Origin of the sequence: Wolbachia endosymbiont of Aedes aegypti, assembly GCF_021496215.1 — a bacterium.
Classification (GTDB): domain Bacteria; phylum Pseudomonadota; class Alphaproteobacteria; order Rickettsiales; family Anaplasmataceae; genus Wolbachia; species Wolbachia pipientis.
On record NZ_CP090902.1, the window covers coordinates 171,404 to 189,995 of the forward strand.

The 18,592-nt window shown below is 35.7% G+C and carries 13 protein-coding genes, 2 rRNA genes and 1 pseudogene; 7 read left to right on the forward strand and 9 right to left on the reverse strand.

Annotated features, from left to right (window positions below):
- Positions 1-146: 146 nt before the first annotated feature.
- The 3 genes from mutS to L0Z58_RS00925 all read right to left on the reverse strand — a co-directional run bounded on the left by mutS (position 147) and on the right by L0Z58_RS00925 (position 4,091).
- Positions 147-2,642 carry a DNA mismatch repair protein MutS gene (gene mutS, locus L0Z58_RS00915; RefSeq protein ID WP_041580618.1) on the reverse strand — a complete coding sequence of 832 codons (2,496 nt, stop codon included), beginning with the start codon at positions 2,640-2,642 and terminating at the stop codon, positions 147-149.
- 274 nt (positions 2,643-2,916) lie between these two features.
- On the reverse strand, positions 2,917-3,723 hold the full coding sequence (locus tag L0Z58_RS00920; RefSeq protein ID WP_010962425.1) for an ankyrin repeat domain-containing protein: 807 nt from the start codon (positions 3,721-3,723) through the stop codon (positions 2,917-2,919).
- Positions 3,724-3,908: 185 nt separating this feature from the next.
- Positions 3,909-4,091 carry a hypothetical protein gene (locus tag L0Z58_RS00925; protein WP_006279522.1) on the reverse strand — a complete coding sequence of 61 codons (183 nt, stop codon included), beginning with the start codon at positions 4,089-4,091 and terminating at the stop codon, positions 3,909-3,911.
- A 397-nt stretch (positions 4,092-4,488) separates the two neighbouring features.
- On the opposite strand from L0Z58_RS00925, the gene L0Z58_RS00930 reads away from it, so the two are divergent.
- Entirely contained in the window at positions 4,489-5,196 is a 708-nt protein-coding gene (locus L0Z58_RS00930) for a TerC family protein (protein WP_010082284.1), read from the forward strand.
- Positions 5,197-5,228: 32 nt separating this feature from the next.
- Here the strand turns inward: L0Z58_RS00930 and guaA are convergent, their stop codons facing one another.
- From guaA to L0Z58_RS00945, 3 genes are all read right to left on the reverse strand, one after another.
- Complete coding sequence (gene guaA / locus L0Z58_RS00935) at positions 5,229-6,791, reverse strand: glutamine-hydrolyzing GMP synthase (RefSeq protein WP_010962427.1); 1,563 nt, start codon at positions 6,789-6,791, stop codon at positions 5,229-5,231.
- 978 nt (positions 6,792-7,769) lie between these two features.
- Positions 7,770-9,554, reverse strand: coding sequence for a ribonucleoside-diphosphate reductase subunit alpha (locus L0Z58_RS00940; protein ID WP_006280151.1), 1,785 nt, complete (start codon positions 9,552-9,554; stop codon positions 7,770-7,772).
- Positions 9,555-9,612: 58 nt separating this feature from the next.
- Entirely contained in the window at positions 9,613-10,689 is a 1,077-nt protein-coding gene (locus L0Z58_RS00945) for a methyltransferase domain-containing protein (RefSeq protein ID WP_010962429.1), read from the reverse strand.
- Between the two features lie 335 nt (positions 10,690-11,024).
- On the opposite strand from L0Z58_RS00945, the gene L0Z58_RS00950 reads away from it, so the two are divergent.
- Together L0Z58_RS00950 and rrf are read left to right on the forward strand one after the other, a co-directional pair.
- Positions 11,025-13,790 (forward strand): 23S ribosomal RNA (locus tag L0Z58_RS00950).
- Between the two features lie 66 nt (positions 13,791-13,856).
- Positions 13,857-13,963 (forward strand): 5S ribosomal RNA (gene rrf / locus L0Z58_RS00955).
- 85 nt (positions 13,964-14,048) lie between these two features.
- On the opposite strand, the gene L0Z58_RS00960 is transcribed toward rrf, so the two are convergent.
- The 3 genes and pseudogenes from L0Z58_RS00960 to rpmH form a co-directional block, all read right to left on the reverse strand.
- Positions 14,049-14,312: a hypothetical protein gene (locus tag L0Z58_RS00960; RefSeq protein WP_010962430.1), complete on the reverse strand. Its 264-nt coding sequence runs from the start codon at positions 14,310-14,312 to the stop codon at positions 14,049-14,051.
- 85 nt (positions 14,313-14,397) lie between these two features.
- Positions 14,398-14,721, reverse strand: a pseudogene (rnpA, locus tag L0Z58_RS00965) (ribonuclease P protein component); the annotation flags it as partial.
- A gap of 19 nt (positions 14,722-14,740) precedes the next feature.
- On the reverse strand, positions 14,741-14,875 hold the full coding sequence (rpmH, locus tag L0Z58_RS00970) for a 50S ribosomal protein L34 (protein WP_006279898.1): 135 nt from the start codon (positions 14,873-14,875) through the stop codon (positions 14,741-14,743).
- A 107-nt stretch (positions 14,876-14,982) separates the two neighbouring features.
- On the opposite strand from rpmH, the gene pstC reads away from it, so the two are divergent.
- From pstC to L0Z58_RS00990, 4 genes are all read left to right on the forward strand, one after another.
- Complete coding sequence (gene pstC / locus L0Z58_RS00975) at positions 14,983-16,071, forward strand: phosphate ABC transporter permease subunit PstC (RefSeq protein WP_038228098.1); 1,089 nt, start codon at positions 14,983-14,985, stop codon at positions 16,069-16,071.
- A 101-nt stretch (positions 16,072-16,172) separates the two neighbouring features.
- On the forward strand, positions 16,173-17,600 hold the full coding sequence (gene atpD / locus L0Z58_RS00980; RefSeq protein ID WP_010962432.1) for a F0F1 ATP synthase subunit beta: 1,428 nt from the start codon (positions 16,173-16,175) through the stop codon (positions 17,598-17,600).
- Positions 17,601-17,612: 12 nt separating this feature from the next.
- Positions 17,613-17,957: a F0F1 ATP synthase subunit epsilon gene (locus L0Z58_RS00985; protein ID WP_006279902.1), complete on the forward strand. Its 345-nt coding sequence runs from the start codon at positions 17,613-17,615 to the stop codon at positions 17,955-17,957.
- A 387-nt stretch (positions 17,958-18,344) separates the two neighbouring features.
- Complete coding sequence (locus tag L0Z58_RS00990; protein WP_010962434.1) at positions 18,345-18,563, forward strand: ankyrin repeat domain-containing protein; 219 nt, start codon at positions 18,345-18,347, stop codon at positions 18,561-18,563.
- Positions 18,564-18,592 lie beyond the last annotated feature (29 nt).

The window sequence follows — 18,592 nt, forward strand, 5'->3', positions numbered from 1 at the left end:
TTACCTTTTAATCTGCAGATTGGCGAAAGCAAATACAATAGCTTCACTATCATGATAAGGGCGCTGGCGAAGGGTGTCAAGTAAGTTTTTCGTTTCTATAGCTACTACCACGATTGTATAGGTAATTCTTCACTTATAATAATGATTCAAGCCTTCAGCTCCTCAAACACTTCACTTGCTCTATTTAAAACAGAATCAGGAAAACCAGCAAGTTTTGCTACATGTATTCCATATGACTCATCTGCAATGCCTTCAATTACTTCATGTAGAAAAATAACCTCTCCGTTCCACTCTCTTATTTTTACACAAAAACATTTCACGTTCTTCAAGTATTTGCTTACTTTAGTTAATTCATGATAATGAGTTGCAAAAATGGCGCGGCACTTATTTACATTGTGAATATGTTCAATCACCGCCTGTGCAATAGATAATCCATCATACACCCCTGTGCCCCTACCAATTTCATCAAGTATCACCAAGGAACGGTCCGTTGCCTGATTTACTATCGTTGCTGTTTCGATCATCTCTACCATGAAGGTAGAATAACCAGCTGTTATATTATCCGTTGCGCCAACCCTGCTGAATATCTTGTCAATCACTCCAATATGTGCACTCTCTGCTGGCACAAATGACCCCATGTGAGCTAAAATTGCAATGAGAGCGTTTTGCCTCAAGAAAGTGCTTTTTCCAGCCATATTAGGACCAGTAATTAGATGTATACCAGCTAGATTGATGCTATTTGCAATGAATTTATCGTTAACTTCAACCACTGGATGTCTTCCGCTACAGATATTGAACTCTTTGCTGTCATCAATAATGGGTTTTACGTAATTATTTTGCACTGCAAGCTCTGCAAATGCGGTTCTAATATCAAGTTTTGCCAAAGCATTTGCAGCAAGAGCAATTTTTTCAGATTCTTTAGCGACTTCACTACACAGTTCACTAAAAATTTTCATTTCTAAGCCGATTGCAGCATCACGTGCCGTAAGAATTTTATTTTCTAGTTCTTTCAATTCATTAGTAGTGTAGCGCATGCTATTTGCTAAGCTTTGCCTATGAATAAATATATCCGAAGTTATTTTGTGATTTGCCGACACTTCAACGTAATAACCAAGTATGTTGTTGTGTAATATTTTGAGTGCGGCAATGCCAGTAAGATCGCGATAAGATTCACGGAGCTTAGTTACCAACTTGTTACTGTTGTTCAATATATAAGATAACTCAGATAATTCTGAGTTGTATTTTGAGTGAATAAATCCTCCTTCTTTCACGGAACTGAGGTTATTATCGAGTATAGCACTATTTAACAGTTCAAATAGGTCTTTATGATTGCCAAGGCTTTTATGTATTGTGCTTAGTTCACTCTCGTCTGATTTTACTGTTATTCCAGCGCGTGACGCTGGCTGGATCTCAGTTTGGATGACATATTGTTGTGGGAGAGATCCATTTTCACCTGATTCAATTTTACATAAGAACTCAGACAATTCTAAAGTCTTTCCTAGGCCTATTTTCAATAGGTTCATATCCTTTGGTGAACCACGCCCTAGTATTAAGCGCGATAAAGACCTTTCAATATCCGGAATGTTAGATAATATCTCTCGTATTTTTCTGCGTGAATCATGATTATTTACAAAAAATTGAGCGGTGCTGAGCCTCAAATTGATTGCCTTGGAGCAAGCAAGGGGTGAAGCGAGCATTTGTTTGAGCAGGCGTCCACCAGAAGCTGTAACTGTATGATCAATAACTGAAATTAGTGAACCTTTCTTTTCACCAAATTGAGTTGAAAACAACTCAAGATTTCTCCTTGCTGAAGTATCAATAAGCATGAAATTTTGTTGCTTATAGGTTTTTGGGAATTCAAGCCTTGGAATAGAGCCCCTTTGTGTTACTCTGACATATTCAAGCAGTGCACCACACGCCATGATTTCTACTTTGCTGAAATTTCCTATACTCCCAAGTTCCCTGATTTTATAAAACTCGCATAATGTTCTGTGAGATTTACTATACTCAAAAAAGCTCTGTGCGTGTTGCGTAATTGATATTTTATAATTTTTTAAAATCGATCTAATTTTTTCATCCTCAGTGAATTTTTCAGAAATTAATAATTCTCTTGGTGATATACGCAATAAATCACTATCTAGAGCTTTCAAACTCGTTAAAGTGTGAAAAAATTTTCCCGTCGATAATTCAAGCCAACTAATAGCATATTCGTCATTTTGTTCAACTATGGATGCGAGATAATTATTGCTTTTATCCTCCAGTAGTGAATCTTCTATAATTGTACCTGGAGTTACAACTCGCACTACATCACGTTTTACTATGGATTTATAGCCCCTCTTTTTTGCTTCATCAGCAGTTTCTAATTGATCACAGATTGCTACTTTGAATCCTAAATCTATTAGCTTGTGCAGGTAAGATTCACTACTGTGTGCTGGCACTCCACACATTGGTATTTCTTGCCCACACGAATTACCTCTCTTAGTGAGCACTATATTCAGCAATTTCGCAGCTTTAATAGCATCATCGAAAAACAATTCATAAAAATCTCCTAGCCTATAAAATAGCAGATGATCTTTGTATTGAGCTTTCAGGTTCAAATACTGCTCCATCACAGGGGTGTTTTTTTCTTTTACGAAGCTCATAATATTTTTTAATATATTGTATTGATAAACGTTATTATAGATTATATTGCACATGTGAATAACATAAATTTTAAATAGGTGTATAGAGGGGAAAATTTAAAACAATTAAATTTCTTGGATCCAAGTAGTCAGGACACTTGGATGACATAAAGAGTAGGAGTATTTGATGACAAAAAAACAAAAACACAGTTGTCATTCCAGCGCGTGACGCTGGAATCCAGAATATCCTAATTACAAGGTTTATTATTTAGTTTGAAAAATACTATAGCTTTTTCTATGTAAGTTGTGGCCCCTTTTTACCATTTGCGACAGTTGTATCATCAACAGATATTTCAGAGCTAACAGTGCTAATAGTTTTTTCTATCGCTTTAGCCTGTTCATAGTCTTGACTCAAAAAATACATGGCCAGTCCAATAGCTATACTAGCAACAAGAGAAGATGCTATCATTACACCTAGTATCATACCACCAGAAAGACTTACTGCAACACACACACCAGCTCCAAGTACAACACCAAGAAAACCACCAATTATTACGCCAGGCACCAAACTGCCTACCATAGCGCTTTCTTTTTTCGTATTAGCTTGTTTTTTCATACTTTTAATAAGCACTTCTTTTGTTTTTCCTTGAGCTAAATCTGAAGGAACTTTATTATCCGCGTTTTGTATCAAAGGATTTGCACTATATGTAACAAGCAGGGTGGTTATTTCTTCAGTTTTATTACCTATAACTGCATGATGTAGTAATGTATTTCCCTCTTCATCTTTAAAGTTTATATGAGTACGAAATTCTTCATCTAGATTTCTTATTGGGTTGTTTTTTGCATATATCCTAGATTGTATTGCTCCATCTAAGTATTGTATTACTTGTTCTAGTGATTGCTCGCCAGGATTTTGTATAAAATGAAGCAGAATTTCGTGTACTATCGCTTCCTTTGTAGTTTGTGGGCATTGTAAAGCGTAATTAAATGTCTGTGTAGTAATAACTTCTTCTTTTCTTTTTTTAAGAACAACCCTTAAATCTTCAATCGCCTTTTCACCATCTTTTATTCCAAGAATTATTGAATCCAAATTATTTATCATGCTATCCTCCTTGGTTTGATTGCATTACTCATTAATAAATAATATAATAAATCCTGCTAAAAGTCAAGCAATTAATTAATAAGTTAATATAATCCTCCAAAAGGAGCTCCTTACTTTTTGTTCAGCATGTCCATTGGATCAGACTCTTTAAGCTTGCTGTTTGCTGAATTTATTCATTACAATAGCTACAATGTGCTATCGAAGTTCTCTGTAATCTTAGTTGGTTCTTCTAGAATATTCAAAATATCAGTTGCACAATAAACCCGATCTCTCTTTCCTTGAGAAGTTTGTGAAACGATGCCTAAATCTTCAAGCTTTACGATTGCTCTTTGGGCTGTTGTAAATACGACACCTAAGTTTTCAACCACTTTCCTTATAGTAAAGTAAGGGTTTAAAGACTATTCACTAAATCATTGTCCCATTCAAATTTTGGTGGCAAGGGGCTTGGTATAAATGCCTGATAACCAGCGAATACTTTGCCTGATGGTGATCCTTTAATATACATTCATTCAACCTAGTACACTATTTTTATAGTATATATTATTTTCAAATAAAGTCAAAAATGAAAATAAGGCTTTATCTTATTTGCGTGCATGAAAATAAGAAACTCTCTTATTATTGATTTTGCTCAAAAACGAAAATAGAAGAAGCTGCTGAACTTTATATATCCTGTTTTTCTGGAGAACTGCTATAAAACTTCTGAGTGAAGTCACTTAATTTTTACACATCTATTGTAGAGTAAGAAGAACCGAATTTGAAACAAAAATGCTAACTGATGCTTGGACTTTACTGACACTTACACTACTTGAAACTATACTTAGTGTAGACAATTTAATCTTTATTTCTCTAGCAATAGATAAGGTACCAAATGCGCTGAGAGAAAGAGTGCGCCTTATGGGCCTTGGATTAGCACTATTAATGCGTTTTGTAATACTATTTTTTACATCATCTATATTATCAATGCAAAAACCTATATTTCACACTGCATCAGCAAGGGATTTACTTATGATCGCAGGGGGATTATTCCTTATTGTTAAGAGCTCTATGGAGTTACGGGATGACATCTTTGTATGTAAGAAAAATAAAAAGAAAGCAAACGTTAAATCAAAATTTTTTTTAGTTGTGCTACAAATTATATTAATAGATTTAGTTTTTTCGGTTGATTCGATATTAACTGCTATAGCACTAACTTATAACATGGTAATAATTGCTACAGCATTTACATTTTCCATGCTAGCAATGCTGTTTTTATCAAGTTATACCGCCCAGTTAATCAAATCTAACCCAGGGTTAAAAATAATCGCCATTTTATTTGTTTTACTTGTCGGTGTGTACCTCATACTTCATGGATTTCATATAGAATTACCAAAAGGATATTTGTATTCTTCATTTATGTTTGCACTGCTTGTGGAAATTATAAGCAAAATAAAGAAAATTAACCGTCATACCGCGATTCATTCGCGGTATCTCTAGATCCAGCTAACAAGCAGCGGGATCTTTTTGATTTACTCCCACTCAATAGTTGCGGGTGGTTTAGAAGTGATATCATAAACAACTCTATTTACTCCGGGAACATTATTAACAATTATACTGCCGACATTGCGTAAAAAATCCCAAAATACTAGCAAGTGTTGATCCTTATCTTCAAATGGAAATGCATCGGCTGTCATACCATCAGATGATGTTACAGCCCTTAAAGCACAAACATATCCATACGTACGACCATCTCCCATAACGCCTACAGTTTTTATTGGTAATAATACAGCAAAAGCTTGCCATATCTTATCATATAGATCGTAATTTTTCATCGTATTAATATATATTTCATCTACTTCTTGCAATATTTGCACCTTTTCTTTATCGACTTCACTTATAATCCTCACTGCAAGTCCGGGTCCAGGAAATGGATGTTGAAATATTATCTCGTCTGAAAGCCCAATTTCTTTTCCAAGTAGCCTTACCTCATCTTTAAAGAGGTAACGTAAAGGCTCCACTAACTTCAGATTCATCTTTTCTGGCAACCCACCAACATTATGGTGAGACTTAATTGTACTAGTGTTGTCTGAGGCATGCCCTGACTCAACTACATCAGAGTAGATGGTACCTTGCATCAAAAAATCCACATCACCTATTTTTTTTGCTTCTTCTTCAAACACTTCAATAAAAGTGTTACCGATAATTTTTCGCTTTTCTTCTGGATCAGTTATTCCCTTCAACCTACTCAAAAATAAATTTGATTTATCAACGTAATTTATCGGAATCTCTTTCAACATAGCGATGGTTTGGTTCTTGCGTAACAACCCAGTATCGATAAAAATACAGTTCAATTGTTTTCCTATAGCTTTATGTGTGAGAGCCGCTGCAACGCTTGAATCAACCCCACCACTTACTGCAGCGATTACTTTTTTCTCTCCTACTACATTTTTGATTTTTTCCTTTTGCTCCTCAATAAACGACTTCATTGTCCAGTCTCTTTTGCAATTTGCAATATCCAAGAAGTTAGAGAGCAATTTACTGCCATTTGTTGTGGGCTTAACCTCAGGATGGAACTGAGTACAGTAAATCTTCCGCTGTTCGTTGACAATCATTGCAATTGTTTGATTTATCACACCTGATGCGATAACAGTAAATCCCTGTGGTATAGTATCAACACTGTCCGCATGGTTCATTAATACATCCACTTCAGAATTAACATCCCAGGTATCCTTTACAATGGGGGATTCTTTTAGTATCTTGATTTTAGTTCTACCAAACTCCTGTTTGAAACTCTCTTTTACTTTTGCTCCAAAATAATGACAAATGAGTTGCTGTCCATAGCATATTCCAAGTATAGGAACGCTTGTTGCCTCATTAAGTTTTATAATTTCATGTACTACTCTACTTGTTTCAGAACAATCATCATTTACAGATTGTGGTCCTCCAGAGAGAATAAACCCATTGAATTTTGATATTGTTTCAAAACTGATGTTGCTTGGAAATATCTCACAATAAACACCCATTCCTCTTACTTGTCTTGCGATAAGCTGTGTAAACTGTGAACCAAAATCAATAATGGCAATTGCTGACAATTTGCTCCTCCATATTATTTAAAATGATATCTGATAATAAAGAAAATAATGGGGTAAGTAAACCAAGACCTGTTTAAAAGCTTTAACGCGTGGTACAAGTTAGCTATATAGCTAATTTTCCTACACCATACCGCTGCGGCGCTAACTAGTAGCGGAATGACAGCAATCTACGTCATACCGCCGCAGTATCTCAGCCGCTAACAAGTAGCGGGATTATCTTCATGCTGCCACGAACCGTCATACCACCGCGAACCGTCATACCGCGATTCATTCGCGGTATCTCAGCCGCTAACAAGAGATCCCGCTAACAAGCAGCGGGATGACGAGGTATAAACTTTATCGTCATGCCACCGCGAACCGTCATACCGCGATTCATTCGCGGTATCTCGGCCGCTAACAAGTAGCGGGATGACGATTGTCGTTTAGCCATAAATATTTAAGAAATTTACCAAATGAAAAAAAAGGCAAAAGAAGCCCCGTAGTTGGCTAATTACTTACATTATACTTTCAAGTATGGCGTTTTTTTATTCTAAACGCTTAATAACCGCGACTCAGCTGCTTTTAAATGCAACTAACCTTAGCTATAAATGTTTAAGAAATTTACTAAACAGAAAAAAAGGCAAAAGAAACCCTAGGGTAGCTAGTTATTCACTATCCATTTTTTAAGTTGGCGTTTTTTTATGTTTTAAACGCTTTATAAGCGCGTTTCAGCTTATGTAGGTAGAAGTTTTATAAAGACATAAGGTGCACATAGTGCAAAAAATTAAACATGAGACGCCAGATACGTGAGTTTTTTTGTCATTTAATCTGTACAGAGAAGATAAATAAATAGCTTCAATTTTATGATAAGAGGGCTGGCGGAGTTTGTCAAGGAAGTTTTTTCGTTTCTATTCCCAATAAAAGTGCGTTATATGGTTATGCAAGAAGTCTATTTACCCATTTGCTTAACTTTCTCTCTACTTTTTCTGAGTAAGGCCGCTATTGGCATGACAGACATTCATCGTAGTCAATATCTGTTTTTTGTTGCAATATTTCACTTTTTTTGAATATGTCATGCGAGACCTTATCGGCTCTCTGCATTGATTGTGATCTGCAGTAATATAAGCTCTTCAATCCTTTTTTCCAAGCAAGCATGTGTATTTTGTGCAAGTAACGTTTATGTACGTTGGCAGGTAAGAACAGATTTACTGATTGAGATTGACAAATATACGAAGTTCTATCACTTGCATGTTCTATAATCCATCTTTGGTCAAGCTCGTACGCTGTTTTAAATGTCAATTTTTCATGCTCACTAAGAAAATCTAAATGCTGAACGGAACCCTCGTTTGTTGAAATTGAAGACCATATTTTATCATTGTCTTGATTTTTTTCTGCTAATAGTTTTTGCAAGAATTTATTTCGCACTACAAATGAGCCTGTAAGTGTCTTTTGTATGAATACGTTTGCTGCGTATGGTTCTATTCCAGGGGAGGTATTACCTGCAATAATGGAGATCGAGGCAGTAGGAGCAATAGCGAGTTTGTGTGTAAACCTTTCCATTAGATCAACTTCTTTGGCATCAGAACATGCTCCCTTTTCTTCTGCTAATTTTTTAGAAACTATATCTGCTTGCTCGCGTAAATACTTAAATATTTTTTTATTCCATTGTTGTGCTGTTACTGATTCAAAAGGAACCATTTTGCTTTGTAAAAATGAGTGAAAGCCCATCACACCAAGACCAATACTGCGTTCTCTGGCTGCAGAATATTTTGCTCGCTGCATTTCATTCGGTGCTTTATTTATGAAATCTTCCAATACATTATCAAGAAAGCGCATTATATCTTCTATGAAGAGTTTATTGTCTTTCCATTCTTCGTAGTACTCAAGGTTTACGGATGATAGACAACACACAGCAGTGCGTGACTTATTCAGGTGATCATAACCTGTGGTTAAAGTTATTTCACTGCATAGATTTGACATCTTGATGTCTAAGTTGAGCTTTTTGTAAGATTCTGGCTTATTGTTATTTGTTGCATCAAGGAAAATAATGTAAGGTTCTCCAGTTTCAACTCTTGCTGTTAATATTTTGATCCATATATCCCGCGCTTTTACAGTTGAAATAACCTTATTGTTGTGAGGGCTTATTAAATTCCATTCTTGATCATTCTCAACAGCCTGCATAAATTTATCTGTTACTATTACAGCATGATGTATATTTAACGCTTTGCGATTTGGGTCACCGCCTGTTGGCTTGCGTAAATCTAGAAACTCTTCTATCTCCGGATGAGATACAGGAAGGTAGACTGCTGAACTTCCTCGCCTTAGGGATCCCTGACTAATTGCAAGTGTTAGAGCATTTTGCACTACAATAAATGGAACAATTCCTGATGTTTTGCCGCTACCCTTTACGCTTTCGCCTATTGAGCGTAAATTTCCCCAATAACTACCTATGCCTCCTCCACGTGCAGCAAGCCAAACATTTTCGTTCCATAGATCAACTATTCCCTGCAAGCTGTCTTCTGTTTCATTAAGAAAGCAAGAGATAGGTAACCCTCTCTTAGTGCCACCATTGCTGAGTATTGGTGTTGAAGGCATGAACCACAAGTTGCTCATGTAGTCATAAAGACGCTGCGCATGTTCTTTATTATCAGAATAGTAATTAGCAATACGTGCAAAGAGGTCTTGATAACTTTCATTTTCTATTAAATACCTGTCTGATAGAACTGCTTTTCCAAAGTCGGTTAATTTGCTGTCCTTTGCGTAATTAATGGTAATGTTATTCATAAAGTTCCTTTTATTCTTTTATTATATATAGGTACTTAAAAGTCATTTTGAGCGATTTTTAAGTTAGGTTTTTCGGATTTTTTTGTTGATGCTGTAATGCAAACAAGATACCGTCAACCTGACTGCCATATATTTTACAGTAACTCATATAACTTATTTGCATATTTATTTCTTTTGCAACATGTTGAACATAACTTTCTGAGTGACGAAAATAGTCTCCTTTGTTTACAAAGTCAATACCTTCACCTTCCTTTCTTCTTATTAAACATACAATAACTCCTTTTTTGCTCGTAGATCTTTTTGCTAATTCCAACTCTTCTTGAAAGTCATGTAGATAATGTAGCACTTCAGCAAAGATAATTACATCATACTGCTGGTTTTTCTCTTGTTTAAGAAACTCTTTCATTTCCATATGTATTAATTCATTGTAAACAGGCTTACCTTTTATAAAGCATCCTCTTGCGATATTTAGCATTCTACTTGAAATGTCAATTCCTGTTATATGTTTTCCAATACTATTTATTTTCAAGAAATGACCACATATTCCAGTTCCACAACCAAGGTCGAGTATATTGAGCTCAGAAGTGGAGTTGTTGAAGATTTTTGTAATTATCATGTGTACAAGTTCATGCCCTCTATATTGTTTGGCAATCAACCAATGCTCAACAAAATATTCACCTGTGTAATCAAAATATTGTCTTATGAGGTTTTTTGGCAATTCTGTAATAGGCGCTGAGTTTGTCATTTTTTTTATATAGTAAGACGCCTCCTCGTGGTCATTATCTAATTTTAGTGCCCTTGTTAAATAATTATAAGCTTTGTTAGTATTCCCTACCGCAAAATGACACCTTCCGATGTTATACCAGACTATAGGTAAATGAGGGTAAAATATGCTAATTAACCAAAATCGTAACTTTGCATCTGATATGCTACCTTTATAAAAGTGATATAAACCGATTTCAATGTTGGTGTTTAACAGGTTCTTAGATTTTTTAAGAAGCACTGTCATTTCTTTATGAAGAGTATTATATTTATTCACAATGAAGTGTTTTACTTTCTTAATATTTAATACGCCAATGAGCTTAGACATACAATTTAAAGCAACGTTTTTTATAAAAGAGAGATTACTTTTCATACGTTAGAAATACTCCGAATGTTTATTATCATTTTTAGGCAATTGATTTTAACACATTTTATCTTACAAAATATCTTTTTTATTAATTTTTACTGTATATATAAGTTTACCACATATTTCTCAGATTATACTGTTTAGGATTGCTAGTATATTGTTGTTGATAATATAAGTAAATGTTTTGTGCAAAAAGGCGTTGACATATTATTTATTAGGTTATAACATATAAAAGATTAATTTAGTTTTTAGATGTTTGACAAGTTTTATGGTAGAGATTAATTTAATCTCAATTCAATTTTAATAATATTTAACTCTGCATATTCTGCATATAGTCGGATAAATAAATTATTAAGAGCACTTGATGGATGCCTTGGCGTTAAGAGGCGATGAAGGACGTGGCAGGCTGCGATAAGCTGTGGGGAATTGTCAACAAATTTTGATCCGCAGATTTCCGAATGGGGAAACCCAACTAGTTTAGCTAGTTATTACGTACTAAGTATGTAAAGCAAACTTGGTGAACTGAAATATCTAAGTAGCCAAAGGAAAAGAAATCAACCGAGATTCTGTTAGTAGTGACGAGCGAAAGCGGAAAAGGCTAGTGATTTAAGAATAAGAATTAGAATACTCTGGAAATAGTAACCATAGAAGGTGATAGTCCTGTATAAGTAGAAAGTTTTTAAATCCTTGAGTAGAGCGGGGCACGTGAAATCCTGTTTGAATATGGGGGGACCATCCTCCAAGCCTAAATACTCCTTAACGACCGATAGTGAACAAGTACCGTGAGGGAAAGGTGAAAAGAACCCCGGGAGGGGAGTGAAATAGAATCTGAAATCAAGTGCTTACAAACAGTTGGAGCTCTATATCAATTTATTGATATTTAGAGTGACAGCGTACCTTTTGCATAATGGGTCAGCGAGTTAATCTGTGAAGCAAGCTTAAGCCGTTAGGTGTAGGCGTAGCGAAAGCAAGTCTGAATAGGGCGTTTTAGTTTTATGGATTAGACCCGAAACCAAGTGATCTAGTCATGACCAGATTGAAGGTGTGGTAAAACACACTGGAGGATCGAACCAGTTAATGTTGCAACATTATTGGATGAGTTGTGATTAGGGGTGAAAGGCCAATCAAACTTGGAAATAGCTGGTTCTCCGCGAAATCTATTTAGGTAGAGCGTTGTATGTATGTTGTTGGGGGTAGAGCACTGGATAGACTAGGGGGATTCACCGTCTTACCAAATCTAACTAAACTCCGAATACCAACAATTAATTATACAGCAGGCACACTACGGGTGCTAAGTCCGTGGTGAAGAGGGAAACAACCCAGATCACTATCTAAGGTCCCAAAATTACAGCTAAGTGGGGAAGGAAGTAGGAAAACCATTACAGCTAGGAGGTTGGCTTGGAAGCAGCCATCCTTTAAAGAAAGCGTAACAGCTCACTTGTCTAAATAAGTTTTTCTGCGCCGAAAATGTATCGGGGCTAAAGCTGTATACCGAAGATGTGAGTGCTTATTGATTTCGATCAATAGGCGCGGTAGCGGAGCGTTCCGTAAGTCTGTGAAGGTGGTTTGTGAAAACTGCTGGAGATATCGGAAGTGAGAATGCTGACATAAGTAGCGTAAAAGAGTGTGAAAAACACTCTCACCAAAAATCTAAGGGTTCCTACGTTAAGTTAATCTGCGTAGGGTTAGTCGGTTCCTAAGGCGAGTCCGTAAAGGAGTAGTCGATGGCAATTAGGTTAATATTCCTAAACCTCTTAAGTGTGACGGGTTTCGTATTTGTATAGATCTTATTGGATTGATCTATGCTTAAAAGAAGCTCCAGGAAATAGCACTTATATTTATGAGGCCGTACCGCAAACCGACACTGGTGGATGAGTAGAGTATACTAAGGTGTTGAAAGAATGATGTTGAAGGAACTCGGCAAATTATACCTGTAACTTCGGAAGAAGGGTAACCTGCTTTTAGGCAACTATGAGTAGGTGGCACAAAATAGGGAGTAGCGACTGTTTACTAAAAACACAGGACTCTGCAAACACGTAAGTGGAAGTATAGGGTCTGACGCCTGCCCGGTGCTGGAAGGTTAATAGGAAGGGTGCAAGCTCCGAATTGAAGCCCCAGTAAACGGCGGCCGTAACACTGACGGTCCTAAGGTAGCGAAATTCCTTGTCGGGTAAGTTCCGACCCGCACGAATGGCGTAACGATTTCTCCACTGTCTCCAACATCACTTCAGCGAAATTGAATTCCCCGTGCAGATGCGGGGTACCCGCGGTTAGACGAAGAGACCCCGTGCACCTTTACTATAGCTTTACATTGCTATTAAAAGTGTGATGTGCAGGATAGGTGGGAGACTTTGAAGTTATGGCGCTAGCTATAATGGAGTCAACCTTGAGATACCACCCTTTACACTTTTGATATCTAACTATGTTTCATTATCTGGAACTAGGACATTGTATGGTGGGTAGTTTGACTGGGGCGGTCGCCTCCTAAAAAGTAACGGAGGCGTGCGAAGGTAAGCTAGAGCTGGTCGGAAATCAGCTTGATAGTATAATGGCATAAGCTTGCCTGACTGCGAGGCTGACAAGCCAAGCAGAGACGAAAGTCGGTCATAGTGATCCGGTGATTCTGTATGGAAGGGTCATCGCTCAACGGATAAAAGGTACGCCGGGGATAACAGGCTGATGGTGTTCGAGCGTTCATAGCGACGACACCGTTTGGCACCTCGATGTCGACTCATCACATCCTGGGGCTGAAGAAGGTCCCAAGGGTTCGGCTGTTCGCCGATTAAAGTGATACGTGAGTTGGGTTTAGAACGTCGTGAGACAGTTCGGTTTCTATCTGCCGTGGGTGAAGGAAATTTGAGAAGGTCTGACTCTAGTACGAGAGGACCGAGATGGATATACCTCTGGTGTACCAGCTGTTATGCCAATAGCATCGCTGGGTGGCTATGTATAGATGGGATAATTGCTGAAAGCATATAAGCAAGAAACCCTCTTCAAAAAAATTTCCCAATTAAGGCCGTGGAAGACTACCACGTTGATAGGCTAGGTGTGGAAGCATGGTAACATGTGAAGCTAACTAGTACTAATAGCCTGATTGATTTATTTGCTTTCTATATGTGTGTATGCAGTGTTAAATATTAAGTTAAAATTGTTAAGTTAGAAATTTTTATTGACTTGGTGGCTATAGCAAAAATGAACCACCCGATCTCATCTCGAACTCGGAAGTGAAACTTTTTAGCGCTGATGGTACTTGAAAAGGGAGAGTAGGTCGCCGCCAAGTTTATAAAAATTTCTTTGTTAATTAGACAGTAGGTATACTTATATTTTAACTTTCTTGTTTTGTTACTATTCTTTAAGTTTTTACTTTAACTACGATATCTTTTTTTTCTTATATGTTCTTGGTCATTTTCTACATTATTTAGCATTGTTCCTACTTTCCCTAATTGATTCCCTTTTGAAGGAGAATTACTGACTTCTGGTAATATTACATTACTTCCCACTTTTTTAAATAATTCTTCTTGTTGGCGAAATGCTGACCTCCAATCTGTTCCTGTTCCTTTAGGAAGAAATAAGAATTGATACATCTGACCAAAGCCTGTGTTATTTACCTCTTTTATATGCTCTACCATTCACCACACCCATTAACTATTTTTAAAAATTTTACCTATATTATCATAAAAAATATAGTTGTAAATACCTTAATTGAGATTTTTTTTATTTTATCTTTTTTAAGCAAATAGTTAGATCTTTTTGTAAATTTTTATAACTTGCTTGCATAATGTTTCTATGAGTTAGTATTATGTAGTAGTGCCCTATATTACTTATATTTAAAATGCTAATTTTAGCAAGCATTCGTAGTTGCCTTTTTATTTTATTTCTTTTTGCTGCTTTTCCGGTTTTTTTACTGATAGCCAGACCTACTCTAATAGTATGAATGTACTTTTCAGGTTCTCTTTCTTTTATAGCGTACAGTGATATATAAAGCCCACGATAAAAAAGACTGTTGAGTGCTAACTTATTTTTGAAAGCAGAAGAAAAATCTTTTTTTTTATACTTACTATGCGCATAATTTGTTACACCCTAATGAACGGCGCCTATTAAGGATTTTTCTTCCAGCTCTTGTTGCCATACGTGAACGAAATCCGTGTCTGCGCTTTCTTATCAAATTTTTTGGTTGAAATGTTCTCTTCATTGTTTTTATATTAATATAATTATTTATTTTAAATTGTTTTACTTTATTGTCAAATAATGGTGAACTTGTATGACATTTTCGTAGAATAAAATTTGATGCATGGAAGAATGAATTCGGTGATAGTCATACCTGTCTTACTAATCCTTTTATTTTGTTTTAGTAGGTTTCAAGAAGTAAATAAGGTTAAATCTTATCTATATCTTAGTTGTGTATGGATGCTAACTTGGTTGTTAGTATTCTATAATAATTGTTTTGTAACTTTTATTTCTATAGCGTTACTTTTTTTCATGCTTGCTTTTATCTTTAAAAATAAAAGAAATAAGATAATAAAACTTTCGTTATTTGTGGCTTTGGCCATATCATTTTTTATCACTTTATTTATAATGCTGTCTATTTTTATTCAATCCATTAGTTTTTTTAATAAAGTAGCTATTTCAGAATTCTTGTTTTGCTTGAAATGGGGCCACAATGTAGTCACTATCAATGAAGAGAAGATAGGATGTTTTGGTATAGCGCCGCTTTTAGTTGGTACATTACTTATAACTATTATAGCAATGTTAGTTGTCGTTCCGCTTGGTTTATTTTCTGCAATATATATTAGTGAATATGCGAGTGAGAAAGTGTGTTATATTGTTAATACAACTTTGCAAGTTTTGTCTGCTATTCCTACGGTTGTATATGGATATTTCGCGGTTGTGTTTTTGTCTTTCTTTATAAAGCAGGTAGCAAATTTTTTTGGTTTAAGTATACACTCAGAAAGTGCCTTAGTTGCCGGTTTATCGATTGGGATAATGATTCTTCCTTTTATTATTTCTTTACTCGAAGATGCCATAAGATCTGTTCCAAAAAGCTTGCGTTATGGCTTCATGGCACTTGGTGCAACTCCAGCGGAAACTATATGGCATATAACAATACCTTATGCAATGCCTACAATTTTAAGTGCAATTTTATTGTCAATTTCAAGAGTGATAGGTGAAACAATGATTGTGCTAATGGCTGTGGGAATCAACGCAAATTTGACTTTTAACCCTCTTAATTCAGTTACTACCATTACCGTGCAGATCGCTACATTACTTACCGGAGATCAGGATTTCAATAGTGTACAAACTCTTGCTGCTTATGCGCTTAGTTTAGTATTGTTTATTATTACTTGGCTATTAAATGCATTTGCATTGTTTGTAATGAAGCGTAACTAGTAAGCGTTTTAATGTTGCAAAATTTCTATTAATAATATAAAATTTATTTTCTTTAGAAGTTCTTTTATGGAATTATAGTGTTAGGTGATAAAAATAAAGAGATGAATATAGGTAGAGCGATTAAGGTAACTCAAGCAGTTGTTGATATAAAATTTGAAGGTGAATTGCCTAAAATATTTAATGCTTTAAAAAGCAAACTAAAATATAAGGATAAGGAGCTGGTTTTAGAAGTTTCGCAGCATATAGGTGACAATATAGTTCGTTGTATTGCTATGGATAGCACAGATGGCATGTCAAGGGGGGATGAATTTGTTGATACAGGTGCACCAATATCGGTGCCAATTGGGCGTTCAACTTTAGGAAGGATTTTTAATGTTGTTGGAGAGCTTATAGATGAGTGTGGTCCACTGAAGGGAAAGTATAACTTAGAGCCTATACACAGAGCACCTCCAAGTTTTACTGAACAGAGAATACAGGAAGAAGTTTTAGTTACGGGAATAAAAGTTATAGATCTTCTTGCACCTTATCTTAAAGGAGGAAAAATTGGCTTATTTGGTGGAGCCGGTGTTGGTAAAACAGTCCTAATAATGGAATTAATTAATAATATAGCAAAAGCTCATAAAGGATTTTCTGTGTTTGCCGGGGTAGGGGAGAGAACGCGTGAAGGTAACGATCTTTATCACGAGATGATCACTTCAAATGTAATAAATATAAATGAGCATGAAAAATCTCAAGCTGTTTTGGTTTATGGTCAGATGAATGAGCCTCCTGGAGCAAGGGCTAGAGTTGCTTTAACAGCACTTACTATGGCAGAGTATTTTCGTGACCGTGAAAACCAAGATGTTCTATTTTTTGTGGATAATATCTTTAGATTTACACAAGCTGGTTCTGAAATTTCTGCTTTACTTGGAAGAATACCGTCAGCTGTTGGTTATCAGCCAACCCTTGCAACTGATATGGGTGCAATGCAAGAAAGAATAGCTTCAACAACTTCTGGCTCTATTACTTCTGTGCAAGCTATATATGTTCCTGCGGACGATTTGACTGATCCAGCCCCAGCAACTACATTCTCTCACCTTGATGCAACCACAGTGTTGTCAAGGCAAATAGCTGAAATGGGAATATACCCTGCTGTTGATCCACTTGATTCAACTTCTCAGTCTTTATCTGCTGAAATCATTGGTGAAGAACATTATAATGTAGCTTCTGAGGTGAAACGTATATTGCAAACTTATAAATCACTGCAAGATATTATCGCAATACTTGGTATGGATGAGCTATCTGATGAAGATAAAATTATTGTTGATAGGGCTCGGAAGATTCAGAAATTTCTTTCTCAACCTTTTCACGTTGCAGAAATATTTACTGGCATGCCTGGTAAATTTGTTTCACTTTCTGATACTGTTTCCAGTTTTAAAGGGATTGTTGAAGGCAAATATGATCACTTACCAGAGGCTGCTTTTTATATGGTGGGGAATATAGATGAAGCAATAAAAAAGGCTGAATTAATACAAGCTGAAGCTAAATAAAAGTTAAAGATTATGAATACTTTTAAAGTGCAATTTTTCTCTCCTGATGATCAAATTTCATTCAGTGGAGTGGTTTCTCTTTCAGTAACTGGGCTCGAAGGGGAGCTTATGATTTTAGCTCACCATGCTCCTTACTTAATTTATTTATTGCCTGGTATGATTACTGTTAAAATGAGTAACCAAACAGAAAAGAAGGTTGTAATTGATAGTGGCGTATTAGAAGTTGCAAATAATAATTGTAGCATTATAACAAGTCAAATTCAGGTTTTTGATCGTGCAATTCATGATGAGAAATCGTTTAAAAATAAGAGAATTAGTATATATTTAAGTTATCTTGATGAGAAGTTTCTTTCTTAGTTATTTTAGGCAAAAAGTCAATTATCATTCAAGTGGCTATAAGATTTTTGCTCAGGGGGCTCTTTTTTGTCATCCCAGAAACCCCGGGGTGTCATCCCAGTGTCGGAGTACTTTAGGTGTATGATCCCAGAGTGTGATGGTATGGGACCATACACCTAATCAAATAAAAATTAAAGAAGGAGAGTTGGTTGTAACGGTTGGAGATAACGACTTTGTTTTACCTGGAATTTACGTTGGATAAACTACAAAAAATAACAGGTAAAAATCAACGTAAATTTAAGATAAATCGATTTTATTAGTATTATTAAATCAAAATCTGTTTTTAATTAATCAATAATACTTTTTTATATATTTTCATCCCCTTTCATGGATTTTTTAATTTTATAGATGATATCTAATATTATTAGAAGCATTGTAAAATATCTTATGAGAAAAGTTATAAAATATATTAGCATTATTGGTATTGCATGTTTAGTATTGTTATTTTTTATATCTAATGTGGAAACACGCGTAAAAACACAGGAAGAACAATTATTCCTAGCTGTAGAAGATGGTAATGCACAAGAAGTAAAACTATTACTCAAAAATGGTGCAGACCCAAATTGACCTTACCCAGAAAAAGTAGAGAGAAAGTT

Coding starts and splice junctions, on each gene's coding strand:
- mutS (WP_041580618.1), bottom strand. CDS start 2,642: ATGAGCTTCGTAAAAGAAAAAAACACCCCTGTGATGGAGCAGTATTTG.
- L0Z58_RS00920 (WP_010962425.1), bottom strand. CDS start 3,723: ATGATAAATAATTTGGATTCAATAATTCTTGGAATAAAAGATGGTGAA.
- L0Z58_RS00930 (WP_010082284.1), top strand. CDS start 4,489: ATGCTAACTGATGCTTGGACTTTACTGACACTTACACTACTTGAAACT.
- L0Z58_RS00940 (WP_006280151.1), bottom strand. CDS start 9,554: ATGAATAACATTACCATTAATTACGCAAAGGACAGCAAATTAACCGAC.
- L0Z58_RS00945 (WP_010962429.1), bottom strand. CDS start 10,689: ATGAAAAGTAATCTCTCTTTTATAAAAAACGTTGCTTTAAATTGTATG.
- L0Z58_RS00960 (WP_010962430.1), bottom strand. CDS start 14,312: ATGGTAGAGCATATAAAAGAGGTAAATAACACAGGCTTTGGTCAGATG.
- rpmH (WP_006279898.1), bottom strand. CDS start 14,875: ATGAAGAGAACATTTCAACCAAAAAATTTGATAAGAAAGCGCAGACAC.
- pstC (WP_038228098.1), top strand. CDS start 14,983: ATGAATTCGGTGATAGTCATACCTGTCTTACTAATCCTTTTATTTTGT.
- atpD (WP_010962432.1), top strand. CDS start 16,173: ATGAATATAGGTAGAGCGATTAAGGTAACTCAAGCAGTTGTTGATATA.
- L0Z58_RS00985 (WP_006279902.1), top strand. CDS start 17,613: ATGAATACTTTTAAAGTGCAATTTTTCTCTCCTGATGATCAAATTTCA.
- L0Z58_RS00990 (WP_010962434.1), top strand. CDS start 18,345: ATGATATCTAATATTATTAGAAGCATTGTAAAATATCTTATGAGAAAA.